The organism is Microbacterium sp. Leaf203, assembly GCF_001421275.1.
GTDB classification, from domain to species: Bacteria; Actinomycetota; Actinomycetes; order Actinomycetales; family Microbacteriaceae; genus Microbacterium; species Microbacterium testaceum_A.
Genome location: NZ_LMKF01000031.1, coordinates 564,018 through 575,900, shown reverse-complemented (window position 1 = coordinate 575,900; position 11,883 = coordinate 564,018). Strand labels below are relative to the sequence as shown.

10 protein-coding genes are annotated in these 11,883 nt (G+C 69.5%); all 10 read right to left on the bottom strand.

Translation table 11 applies throughout. The features are described 5' to 3' along the window. Positions 1–115: 115 nt before the first annotated feature. The 10 genes from rpoZ to ASE56_RS15475 all read right to left on the bottom strand — a co-directional run bounded on the left by rpoZ (position 116) and on the right by ASE56_RS15475 (position 11,834). Positions 116–370 carry a DNA-directed RNA polymerase subunit omega gene (rpoZ, locus tag ASE56_RS15520; RefSeq protein ID WP_055837405.1) on the bottom strand — a complete coding sequence of 85 codons (255 nt, stop codon included), beginning with the start codon at positions 368–370 and terminating at the stop codon, positions 116–118. A gap of 115 nt (positions 371–485) precedes the next feature. After that, on the bottom strand, positions 486–1,391 hold the full coding sequence (gmk, locus tag ASE56_RS15515) for a guanylate kinase (RefSeq protein WP_056231782.1): 906 nt from the start codon (positions 1,389–1,391) through the stop codon (positions 486–488). After that, positions 1,384–2,244 (bottom strand): orotidine-5'-phosphate decarboxylase, encoded by an 861-nt coding sequence (gene pyrF, locus ASE56_RS15510; RefSeq protein WP_056231777.1) that lies wholly within the window; start codon positions 2,242–2,244, stop codon positions 1,384–1,386. Before pyrF ends, gmk begins: the two co-directional genes overlap by 8 nt. After that, on the bottom strand, positions 2,241–5,528 hold the full coding sequence (gene carB / locus ASE56_RS15505) for a carbamoyl-phosphate synthase large subunit (RefSeq protein ID WP_056231774.1): 3,288 nt from the start codon (positions 5,526–5,528) through the stop codon (positions 2,241–2,243). Before carB ends, pyrF begins: the two co-directional genes overlap by 4 nt. Further along, entirely contained in the window at positions 5,521–6,693 is a 1,173-nt protein-coding gene (carA, locus tag ASE56_RS15500; protein ID WP_056231771.1) for a glutamine-hydrolyzing carbamoyl-phosphate synthase small subunit, read from the bottom strand. Before carA ends, carB begins: the two co-directional genes overlap by 8 nt. Beyond that, positions 6,690–7,190 (bottom strand): hypothetical protein, encoded by a 501-nt coding sequence (locus ASE56_RS15495; protein ID WP_056231769.1) that lies wholly within the window; start codon positions 7,188–7,190, stop codon positions 6,690–6,692. Before ASE56_RS15495 ends, carA begins: the two co-directional genes overlap by 4 nt. After that, positions 7,187–8,509, bottom strand: a complete 1,323-nt coding sequence (locus ASE56_RS15490; protein ID WP_056231766.1) for a dihydroorotase — start codon at positions 8,507–8,509, stop codon at positions 7,187–7,189. Before ASE56_RS15490 ends, ASE56_RS15495 begins: the two co-directional genes overlap by 4 nt. Then, the gene (locus ASE56_RS15485; RefSeq protein ID WP_056231763.1) at positions 8,506–9,474 is read right to left on the bottom strand and encodes an aspartate carbamoyltransferase catalytic subunit; all 969 of its coding nucleotides are present in this window, start codon (positions 9,472–9,474) and stop codon (positions 8,506–8,508) included. The genes ASE56_RS15490 and ASE56_RS15485 overlap by 4 nt, the downstream gene beginning before the upstream one ends. Next, complete coding sequence (gene pyrR / locus ASE56_RS15480) at positions 9,471–10,001, bottom strand: bifunctional pyr operon transcriptional regulator/uracil phosphoribosyltransferase PyrR (protein ID WP_056231760.1); 531 nt, start codon at positions 9,999–10,001, stop codon at positions 9,471–9,473. Before pyrR ends, ASE56_RS15485 begins: the two co-directional genes overlap by 4 nt. A 249-nt stretch (positions 10,002–10,250) precedes the next feature. Then, the gene (locus tag ASE56_RS15475; RefSeq protein ID WP_056231758.1) at positions 10,251–11,834 is read right to left on the bottom strand and encodes a Rieske 2Fe-2S domain-containing protein; all 1,584 of its coding nucleotides are present in this window, start codon (positions 11,832–11,834) and stop codon (positions 10,251–10,253) included. Between the last annotated feature and the right edge of the window lie 49 nt (positions 11,835–11,883).

Below are 11,883 nucleotides of genomic sequence, written 5' to 3'. Positions count from 1 at the left end.
ACGACTCCGGGAGGATTGAGGGCTGGGGACGGGCACAAGTATGCCCCGGGCGGCGGTGGGCCGCCCGGGGCATCGTCACATGTGTGAACAGATCACGAAATGCGTCGGCTGCGGATCACTCCGCAGCGCGCAGGCGCAGCTTGTCTTCGTGGATCTCGTGCAGCGCGATCGTGAGGGGCTTGTCTTCGACGGTGGAGTCGACCAGCGGTCCCACGTTGTCGAAGAGGTTTCCCTCGTGCAGGTCGGAGTAGTAGTCGTTGATCTGGCGCGCGCGCTTGGACGCGTAGATCACGAGCTGGTACTTCGAGTCGACCTTGTCGAGCAGAGCGTCGATGGGCGGGTCGATGATGCCCTTGTCACGTCCGGCCATGGGGAACCTCCTGGTTCGGCGGGATGGGGTGGATGCGGCGCTCGAGCGCCGAAGCATCCTCTTATTCTAGCCGACGCCGGCGCGGCCTGTGCCGAGGGGCGTCGGGTGGGTCGGATCAGTGCTGCGCCGAGGCGAGCGCCACGACCTGGGCGGCTGCGTGAGCCACCTCGTCGTTCACGACGCGATAGTCGAACTCGTTCTGCGCGGCGAGTTCGACGCGGGCCGTGCGCAGGCGTCGCGCGCGCTCCTCGGCATCCTCGGTCCCCCGTCCGACCAAGCGCTGGACGAGCTCGTCCCAGCTCGGCGGAAGCAGGAACACCAGGGTCGCCGACGGGTCGGCCGCGCGCACCTGGCGCGCGCCCTGGAGGTCGATCTCGAGCAGTGCCGTGCCGCCCTCGGCGAGCACGCGCTCGATGGGAGCGCGCGGGGTACCGTAGCGGCTCTTGTTGTGCACGACGGCCCACTCCAGCAACTCCCCCGCCGCGACCAGACGGTCGAACTCGGCGTCGTCGACGAAGTAGTAGTGCTCCCCCTCGACCTCGCCGGGGCGGGGCGACCGGGTGGTCGCCGACACCGAGAGGTGGATCTCGGGGTAGTTCTCTTTGATGTGGGCGGCGACCGTCCCCTTGCCGACGGCGGTGGGGCCGGCGAGCACGATGAGGCGACTGCGACCCTCTCGGGGGCCCGGCTCCGGCCAGCGCGAGTCGAGGTACTGCCGCAGTGCGTCGCGCTGCCGCGTGCCGAGACCGCCGAGGCGCTTCACCGGAGAGATCGACAGGGAGGCGAGGATGCGATCGCGCTTGCTCTCGCCGATCGCGGGGATCGCGGTGAGGAACTCGGTCACGCGCATCGCCCCGGCCGCCGACAGCGGGTCGGCGAGGCCGCGGCGCAGCAGTTCCTGCGGCGAGATCACACGGGTCGACACGTCGCGCTTGAGCGCGGCGCGCTCGCGACGGGCCTCGACGGCGCGGCGCGAGGCGGCTGCGCGGTCGACCTCGGGCGGACGGCGGGTTTCAGCCATTCGAAGACTCCCGGTAGAGCGCGGCACGCTCATCGATACGGGCGGCGAGACGGTCGGGTCCGACCGCGAGGATGCTGCGGCTCTCGTTCGCGACGACGGCGGATGCCACATACCCGAACAACCGGCGCAGGTCGGCGGGCGCTGCCCCCTGCGCGCCGAAGCCGGGAGCGAGGATCGGCATGCCCGCCAGAGCCATGTCGCTCAATCCGAACGCCGAGCGGTCGACGGTCGCGCCGACCACGACGCCGATCGGACCCAGCGCCCCGGGGGCGCCGATGTTGGCCTGATTGACGTCGTGCGCCACGCGCGCGGCGACGAACTCGTGGTCGCCCACCGCGAGGGCGTCGTCGACGATCGCGCTCTGCAGAGCCCGAGCTTCGGGGTTGCTCGTCGCGGTCAGCACGAACGCGCCCTTGCCGTGGTGCACGGCCAACGCCAGCGCCTCGCGCAGCGAGTCGGCGCCGAGGTAGGGCGACAGGGTCACGGCATCCGCTTCGAGAGGAGAACCGGGCGCGAGCCAGGCGTGGGCGTAGCCCTCCATGGTCGTGCCGATGTCACCGCGCTTGGCGTCGGCGATCACGAGCAGGTCCGCGTCGCGCGCGGCGGCCATCACGTCTTCGAGCGCCGCGAATCCGCGGGAGCCGTAGCGCTCGTAGAACGCGACCTGCGGCTTGACAACGCCGACCCGGCCGCGGGCGGCCTCGACGGTGCGCAGGCCGAACTCCCGCGCGCCCTCGGCCGTGGCATCCAGCCCCCACGCCGACAGCAGTGCGGCGTGGGGGTCGATGCCGACGCACAGAGCGCCGTGCAGGCCGAGGGCGGCGGAGAGCCGCTGACCGAACGTCTCGCTCACAGGCGTCCCGCGCGATCCGAGGCGTGCTCCTGCAGGCTGCGCACCTCGAAGCCGTTCTTCATCGCACCCAGGGCGCTCACCGCGGCGCCGAGAACGGCCATCGTGGTGAACAGGGCTTTGTCGGCGGCCACGGCCGCGGCGCGGATCTCGTAGCCGTCGGCACGGGCCGTGCCGCCCGAGGGGGTGTTGACGATCATGTCGATCTCCCCCGCGTTGATCAGGTCGACCACGTTCTGCTGGTCGGACCCCTGCGTCTCGGAGTACTTCTCGACGACCTTCACCCGGATGCCGTTGCGCGCCAGGATCTCGGCGGTGCCCTCGGTCGCGAGCAACGAGAAGCCGAGCTCCTGCAGGCGGTGGGCCGGCAGGATCACGGCGCGCTTGTCGGCGTCGGCGACCGAGATGAACACGGTTCCCGAGGTCGGCATGCCGCCGTACGCGGCCTCCTGCGACTTCGCGAACGCGGTCGGGAAGTCGCGGTCGATGCCCATGACCTCACCGGTCGAACGCATCTCGGGTCCGAGGACCGAGTCGACCGTGTGCCCGTCGGCGGTGCGGAACCGCTTGAACGGCAGCACGGCCTCCTTGACGGCGACGGGGGCGTCGAGCGGCACGCGCGAGCCGTCCTGCTCGGGCAGCATGCCCTCGGCGATGAGCTCGGCGATCGTGTTCCCGGCCATGATGCGGCTGGCGGCCTTGGCGAGAGGGATGCCCAGCGCCTTAGACACGAACGGCACCGTGCGGCTCGCGCGCGGGTTCGCCTCGATGACGTAGAGGACTCCCGCCGAGATCGCGAACTGCACGTTCAGCAGGCCGCGCACGCCCACGCCCTTCGCGATGGCGAGGGTCGCTTCGCGGACGCGGTCGACCTCGGTGCGACCGAGCGACACGGGCGGGAGGGTGCACGAGGAGTCACCGGAGTGGATGCCGGCTTCCTCGAGGTGCTCCATGACGCCGCCGATGTACAGGTCGGTGCCGTCGAACAGCGCATCGACGTCGAGCTCGATCGCGTCGTCGAGGAAGCGGTCGACGAGCAGCGGGAGGCCGGGTCCGATGATCGCCTGGTCGGCGACGCGCACGAAGTAATCGCGCAGCGCCTCGGTCGAGTAGACGATCTCCATGCCGCGCCCGCCGAGCACGAAGCTCGGACGCACCAGCACCGGGTAGCCGATCTCCTCGGCCACGGTCACGGCGCCCTCGACGTCGATCGCGGTGCCGTTACGGGGCGCCACGAGACCGGCGTCGTCGAGCAGGCGCGAGAACAGCTCGCGCTCCTCAGCGAGGTCGATCGCCTCGGGGCTAGTGCCGAGAATCGTGTAGCCCGCGGCCTCGATCCCCTTTGCCAGGCCCAGCGGCGTCTGGCCGCCGAGCTGGCAGACGACACCGAGGATGGTGCCCGACTGGCTCTCGGCGTGCAGCACCTCGAGCACGTCCTCGAGCGTCAGCGGCTCGAAGTACAGGCGGTCGGAGGTGTCGTAGTCGGTCGACACGGTCTCGGGGTTGCAGTTGACCATGACGGTCTCGTAACCGGCGTCCGACAGGGCGAACGAGGCGTGCACGCACGAGTAGTCGAACTCCACGCCCTGACCGATGCGGTTGGGGCCCGATCCGATGATGACGACCTTCGTGCGGTCGGAGGGGGTGACCTCGGTCTCGGCGTCGTACGAGGAGTAGTGGTACGGCGTGAGGGCCGGGAACTCCCCCGCGCAGGTGTCGACCGTCTTGTAGACCGGGCGCACGTCGAGCGCGTAGCGGCTCTCGCGCACCTCGGTCTCGTCGAGCCCGCGGATCTGCGCGATCTGGGCGTCGCTGAAACCGTGCTCCTTCGCGACGCGGAGGGTGTCGGCATCCAGGCTCTCGGCTGCGCCGATGAACTCCGCGACCTCGTTGATGAGCACCATCTGGTCGATGAACCAGGGGTCGATCGCCGTGGCGTCGAACGCCTGCTCGGGCGTCGCGCCCTTGCGCAGCGCCTGCTGCAGCACGACGATGCGGCCGTCGGTCGGAGTCTTCGCGATCTCGAGCAGTTCGTCGACCGAACGCGACTCCTCGCCCCAGTGGAAGCTCGACCCGCGCTTCTCGAGCGAGCGCAGCGCCTTCTGCAGGGCCGTGGTGTAGTTGCGGCCGATCGCCATCGCCTCACCGACCGACTTCATGGTGGTGGTCAGCGTGGTGTCGGCGGCCGGGAACTTCTCGAAGTTGAAGCGCGGCACCTTGACCACGACGTAGTCGAGCGTGGGCTCGAAGCTCGCCGGGGTCACCTTGGTGATGTCGTTCGGGATCTCGTCGAGGCGGTAGCCGATCGCGAGCTTCGCGGCGATCTTGGCGATCGGGAAGCCGGTGGCCTTCGACGCCAGCGCCGACGAGCGCGAGACGCGCGGGTTCATCTCGATGACGATGATGCGGCCCGTCTTCGGGTCGACGGCGAACTGGATATTGCAGCCACCCGTGTCGACGCCCACCGCGCGGATGATGTCGATGCCGATGTCGCGCAGCTTCTGGTACTCGCGGTCGGTCAGGGTCAGCGCGGGCGCCACCGTGATCGAGTCGCCGGTGTGCACGCCGACCGGGTCGACGTTCTCGATCGAGCAGACGACCACCGTGTTGTCGGCGGTGTCGCGCATGAGCTCGAGCTCGTACTCCTTCCACCCGAGGATCGACTCCTCGAGCAGCACCTCGTTGGTGGGCGAGTCGTGCAGGCCCGCGCCGCCGATGCGGCGCAGGTCGGCCTCGTCGTACGCGAAGCCCGAGCCGAGGCCGCCCATGGTGAACGACGGGCGCACGACCAGCGGGTAGCCGAGCTTCTCGGCGCCGGCGAGCAGCTCGTCCATCGAGTGGCAGATGACGGATGCCGCGACGTCGGCGCCCGCCTCGAGCACGAGCTCCTTGAAGATCTGGCGATCCTCGCCGCGGTTGATCGCGTCGAAGTCGGCGCCGATGAGCTCGACGTTGTACTTCTCGAGGATGCCGCGCTTGTGCAGCTGGATCGCCGCGTTCAGAGCGGTCTGTCCGCCGAGCGTGGGGAGAACGGCATCCGGCTTCTCTTTGGCGATGATCGACTCGATGACCTCGGGGGTGATCGGCTCGATGTAGGTCGCGTCGGCGAAGTCGGGGTCGGTCATGATCGTCGCCGGGTTGGAGTTGACGAGGATGACGCGCACGCCCTCTTCGCGCAGCACGCGGCACGCCTGGGTGCCGGAGTAGTCGAACTCGCAGGCCTGACCGATGACGATCGGGCCGGAGCCGATGACGAGGACGGAGTGGATGTCGTCGCGCTTAGGCATTGGTCTTGGTCTCCTGGGTCGCGATCACCATGTCGCGGAAGCGGTCGAACAGGTAGTTGGCGTCGTGCGGGCCGGCGGCGGCCTCGGGGTGGTACTGCACGCTGAACGCCGGAATGTCGAGGGCGCGCAGGCCCTCGACCACGTTGTCGTTCAGGCCGATGTGGCTGACCTCGACGCGGCCGAAGCCGGCGGGGCTGTCGACGATCTGATCGAGGGGCGCCTCGACCGCGAAGCCGTGGTTCTGCGAGGTGATCTCGACGCGACCGGTGGTCTTGTCGAGCACGGGCTGGTTGATGCCGCGGTGACCGAAGGGCAGCTTGTAGGTGCCGAAGCCGAGGGCGCGACCCAGCAGCTGGTTGCCGAAGCAGATGCCGAAGAAGGGCAGCCCGTCGCCGAGCACGGCGCGCAGCAGTTCGACGTGCTGATCGGATGCCGCGGGGTCGCCGGGGCCGTTCGAGTAGAACGCCGCGACCGGCTCGATCGCGCGGATCTCGTCGATCGTCGCGGACTGCGGGAACACGTGCACGTCGAAACCGCGCGCGGCGAGGTTGTCGATCGTGGACTGCTTCACGCCCAGGTCGAGCACGGCCAGGTTGCCGATACGCTCCGCGGTCGCGGGGGTCACCTCGACCTCGCTGACCGACACCTCGGCGGAGAGGTTGCGACCCGCCATGCCCGGGGCCTCGCGCACGCGGCGCAGCTGCTCGTCGGCGTCGAGGTTCGCGGCCTCGCCCGAGAAGACGCCGCCGCGCATGCTGCCCTCGGAGCGGATGCGGCGGGTGACGGCCCGGGTGTCGATGCCGGAGATGCCGACGATGCCGTCTTCGACGAGCGCGTCGTCGAGCGAGCGGTTCGCGCGCCAGTTCGACACCATGCGCGAGGGGTCGCGCACGACGTAGCCGGCGACCCAGATGCGACGCGACTCGGGGTCTTCGTCGTTCACGCCGGTGTTGCCGATGTGGGGCGCGGTCTGCAGGACGATCTGGCCCGCGTACGAGGGGTCGGTGATCGTCTCCTGGTAACCGGTCATGCCGGTGGCGAAGACGACCTCGCCGAGGGTCTCGCCGCGAGCGCCGTAGGCGCGGCCGGTGTAGCGGGTGCCGTCTTCGAGCACGAGGACGGCCGGGTCGCGCGAGAGGCGCGAGGAAGGGATCAGGGCGGTCATGCGTCGCTTCCTGTCGAGGTGAGGGGGCGGATGGCGTCGGCCAGTGCTTTGGCCGAGGCCTCCTGAGGACGGAGGTAGGTGTCGACGATCGTGTCGTCGTCGATGCGCCAGCTGACGCGCGTCAGGCCGTCGCGCTCGACCACGCGGTCGATGGCGACCGTGGCTTGAGCTGCGTCGACGAGGCGGTCGCGGGTGAGCGCGATGCGGGGCTGGCCCTGCAGGTCGAGGGCGACGCCGGCCGAGGTGACCGTGACGTCGACGCGGGAGCGGAAGCCGAGACCCTTGATGGCGAGACGTTCGAGCGGCTCGTCGTGTCGGGTCGTGGCGACGTAGAGCCCCGAGAACACCGCCGTTTCGACGGCGTCTGCGGGCAGCTCCCCCACCGGAGCCGTGTAGCGCGCATCGCGCCGCGTTCGTCTCACCCAGGCCCACGCGAGCACGGCCAGCAGCACGAGGGCCACGCCGATCATCACGACGAGGGCGCCCTCGCGGCTCATGCGAGCACCCCGGGAGCGTCGAGCACGGCACCGTCGACGACGGTCGGGACGCCGGCGCGCACGGTCCAGCGCACCTCGCCGGGCAGCTCGCGGCCGAGGTAGGGCGAGTTGGTGCTGCGACCGCGCAGGTCGTCGAGGCCGAACATGCGGGAGGGGCGCGGGTCGTAGAGCGTGAAGGTCGCCGGCTGTCCCGCGGCCACGGGGGTGCCGTGTCCGTCGAGGCGTCCGATGCGGGCGGGGTTCGCCGACATCACGCGGGCGACGTCGGCCCAGTCGAGCAGGCCGGTCTCGACCATGGCGTGGTGCACGACGCGCAGCGCGCTCTCGAGGCCCACCATGCCGTTCGCTGCGGCCGCCCACTCGCAGGCCTTCGCCTCCGTGGGGTGCGGGGCGTGGTCGGTGGCGACGATGTCGATCGTGCCGTCGGCCAGACCCTCGCGCACGGCCATCACGTCTTCTTCGCGGCGCAGCGGCGGGTTGACCTTGAACCGTGCGTCGTAGTCGCGCACGAGTTCATCGGTCAGCAGGAGGTGGTGCGGGGTGACCTCGGCGGTGACGTTGACGCCGCGCTTCTTGGCCCAGCGGATGATGTCGACCGAGCCCGCGGTGCTCAGGTGGCACACGTGCAGGCGCGAGCCGACGTGCTCGGCCAGCAGCACGTCGCGCGCGATGATCGACTCCTCGGCGACGGCCGGCCAGCCGGTGAGGCCCAATTCGGCCGAGACGGCGCCCTCGTTCATCTGCGCGCCCTCGGTGAGGCGCGGGTCCTGCGCGTGCTGCGCGATGACGCCGTCGAACGCCTTCACGTACTCCAACGCTCGCCGCATGATCAGCGGGTCGAAGACGCAGAAGCCGTCGTCGCTGAACACGCGGACGCGGGCGCGGGAGTCGGCCATCGCGCCGAGTTCGGCGAGGCGCTCGCCCTTCTGCCCCACGGTCACGGCGCCGATCGGCTGCACGTGCACGTAGCCGGCGGCCTCGCCCAGGGCGAGCTCTTGCTCGACCACGCCCGCCGTGTCGGCGACCGGAGAGGTGTTCGGCATGGCGAAGACGGTGGTGAATCCACCGGCGGCGGCGGCCCGCGAACCGGTGAGGATCGTCTCGGATGCCTCATACCCGGGCTCGCGCAGGTGCACGTGCAGGTCGACGAGGCCCGGCAGGGCGACGAGACCCTCGGCGTCCACGACCGTCGCACCCGCGTGCGAGAGACCGGAGCCGGTTTCGGCGATGATCCCGTCGCGGACGAGGAGGTCCGTGGCATCCCGGCCCTCGATGCGCGCGCCGCGCACCAGAAGGGTCTGAGCGGGGGCGTGGCTCATCGGAGGTCCTCTTTCTCGGTGTGGGGCCGTTCACCCGCCAGGAGCAGGTACAGAACGGCCATCCGCACGGAGACACCGTTCGTGACCTGCTCGAGCACCGTCGAGCGAGGCGAATCGGCGGCTTCGGCGGAGATCTCCAGACCCCGGTTCATGGGGCCGGGGTGCAGGACAATGCTACCGTCCGGCAGAGCCTGCAAACGCCGCGCGTCCAGGCCGTAGCGGCGGGAATATTCCCGTTCAGTCGGGAAATACGCCGCGGACATCCGCTCGAGCTGGATGCGCAGCATCATCAGCGCGTCAGGACCGGCCGCGATCGCGTGGTCGAGGTCGAAGTCGATCTCGACGGGCCAACGGCTGACGTCCTGCGGCACCAGCGTCGGCGGAGCCACCAGCGTCACATGCGCGCCGAGGGTGTGCAGCAGCCACACGTTCGAGCGCGCGACGCGCGAGTGCAGCACGTCACCGACGATCGTGACCCGGATGCCGTCGAGGTCGCGGCCGCGGCTGTCGTCGCCGAACAGGCGCTTGCGGATCGTGAAGGCGTCGAGCAGGGCCTGCGTCGGGTGCTCGTGGGTGCCGTCGCCCGCATTCACCACGCCGGCGCTGATCCAGCCGGAGGTCGCCAGGGTCCGCGGGGCGCCGGACGCGCCGTGGCGGATGACCACGGCATCCGCCCCCATCGCCTGGAGCGTCTGCGCCGTGTCCTGCAGAGACTCGCCCTTGCTGACGCTCGAGCCCTTCGCTGAGAAGTTGATGACATCGGCGGAGAGGCGCTTGGCGGCGGCCTCGAAAGAGATGCGCGTGCGGGTGGAGTCCTCGAAGAAGAGGTTCACCACGGTCTTGCCCCGCAGCGTGGGGAGCTTCTTGACCTCGCGGCGCTGCGTGTCGGCCATGTCTTCGGCGACGTCGAGGATCTCGAGCGCGTCGGCGCGCGAGAGGTGCTGGGTGTCGAGAAGGTGCCTCATGACTCGATCGTCACCTCCTCGATGCCGTCGATCTCGGCGAGGCGCACGTTGACGCGCTCGTCGCGGGCGCTCGGCAGGTTCTTGCCCACGAAGTCGGGGCGGATCGGCAGCTCGCGGTGGCCGCGGTCGATCAGCGTCGCCAGGCGCACGGCGGCGGGGCGACCGATGTCCTGCAGCGCGTCGAGGGCGGCGCGGATGCTGCGACCCGAGAACAGCACGTCGTCGATGAGCACGACGACCTTGCCGTCGATGCCGCCGGCGGGGATCTCGGTGCGGCGCGGCGCCCGCGTGGGATTGCGGTGCAGATCGTCGCGGTACATCGTCACGTCGAGCGAGCCGACCGGCACGGCTGCGCCGCCGAAATCGCTGACGAGGGGGCCGATCCTGTTCGCGAGCGTGACGCCACGGGTCGGGATGCCGAGGAGGACGAGTCCTTCCGGTCCCTTGTTGGACTCCAGGATCTCGTGCGAGATGCGCGTCAAAGCGCGGGCGATATCGGCATCGTGCATGACGGTGCGCGTATTCATCCGCCGCTCCCTTCTCCGCCTCACGGGACGGGGTTAAAGGTTGCTGTGGTTCGACTTCCAGTCTAGCTGCCGGAGCGGGCCGTCGCGTGGCGCGCGGACGGTGCGGTGCCGCCGAGCCCGACAGCACACGTGCGAGTCGAGGTCGTACGTCCCGGCCTGCACGCCGCATGTCGCCTCGCGCGGTTCGGGTGCTCTCGTGCGCGTGAGGGCCGCCGCCGCCGGAGGTCGCGAGAACTCACGTCCGTGGTGTCAGCCCGCAGCGACCTCGGCGGCGGCGCGCTCTCCGCTCGGGGTGGTGCGCACGCGGGACGAGCGGATCGGGTGACCGGTCGTCGTCAGGCACCGGCCCGAGGCGAGGTCCCACTTCCAGTCGTGCAGCGAACAGGTCAGCACGCCGTCCTCGATCTTTCCGGTCTTCGTCAGGTCGGCACGGAGGTGCGGGCACCGACGCTGAACGGTCCAGCCGTCGATCTCGGCATCCTCGGTCTGGTCAGACTGCTCGGCGTACCAGTTCTCGACGTACTCGATGCGGTCGCGCGACAGGCACTTCAGGAACGTCGTCAGGAACTCGTTGAACTTGCCCGAACGACCCACCTCGAACTGCATCGACAGGAAGATCGAGTTCGACCAGTCGATCTCGTGATCGCGGATGTTCGTCGACACGAGATCGGCGGGGATCGTGTACCAGTAGATGCACTCCTCGCCGGCGTACTCGCGCAGCTTCGCCTTCGGAAAATCCACGACCATGTCGAGCTCTCCGATGCGGAACCGCACCATGCCGCCCACGCCGTTGCGGATCGTGCGGGCGCGACGCAGCAGCGGCTCCCACCACTCCTTCAGAGCAGCGAGCATCTCAGCCGGCGGGATGACTTCGGCACGCGTCGCCTCTTCGGCCTGGACCTCGGCCTGGCGGCTGTCGCGCTGCTCGGCCAGGTAGTTCCACTTGTCGCCGAAGACGCGTTCGATCTCGGCATCCGTGTACAGGGTCTGGGTGACCGTGACATCCGACCCCTGCACCTCGACCTCGGTGCCCGGAAGGAACAGGTACCCCTTCTGGTCGGGACGCTGCTCCTTCATGTGGGCGAGGAACTCGCGCTGATCGGTGAAGATCGAGTCGTCGTCCATGCCGGTGCCGTTGTAACGGAACAGCTCCTCGCGCAGGAACATCGGCGGACCCGCCATCGGGAACACGTGCTCGGCGTCGACCTTGTCGATGTAGTACATCGCGCGCTTGTTCTGCGCGTCGCGCTTGAGCTTGGCGAAGTTCTGCTTCGCGTCCTGCGGCAGGTCGTAGACCATCGGCCACCAGATCGCACCCGACACCTGGGTGAAGTACGCGTCGGGCTTGCCGAAGTCGAACAGCTTCTCGAGATCGAGCGGGTGCGAGTCGTTCTGGTTCAGGATCGAGGCGGTCCCGTCGTCGAGCGAGAGCGACGAGTCGCCGATCGGTCCGTCGGAGGGCGCGCGCAGCGGCGTCACCATGAGCTTCAGCTCGCCGAACTGCAGGGGAACGCCCGCTTCGGTGCGAACGAGATTGGTGTAGCCGAGCGCGATGAGGTCCTGCTCGAGGTCATCGGTGGGGTACTCGGGGAGCAGCACCTTGATGTCCTTCGACACGTACCGCTCGAGCATCGCCGGATCGAAGTGATCGCGGTGGCGGTGCGAGATGTACAGGAAGTCCGCCGCGCCGAAGCGCTCCCAGTCCAGGGCGCGGTTGTCGGGGAACGGGAACCACGAGCCGAAGAAGCTCGGACCGATGACGGGGTCGCAGATGATGCTGCCGCCGCGCGTCTCGATGAACATTCCCGCGTGGCCGAGGCCGGTGATCTTCATGTCGCTCCTGTGTCGTTGGCGAACCACACGAGTCTACGCGGGGGCGACT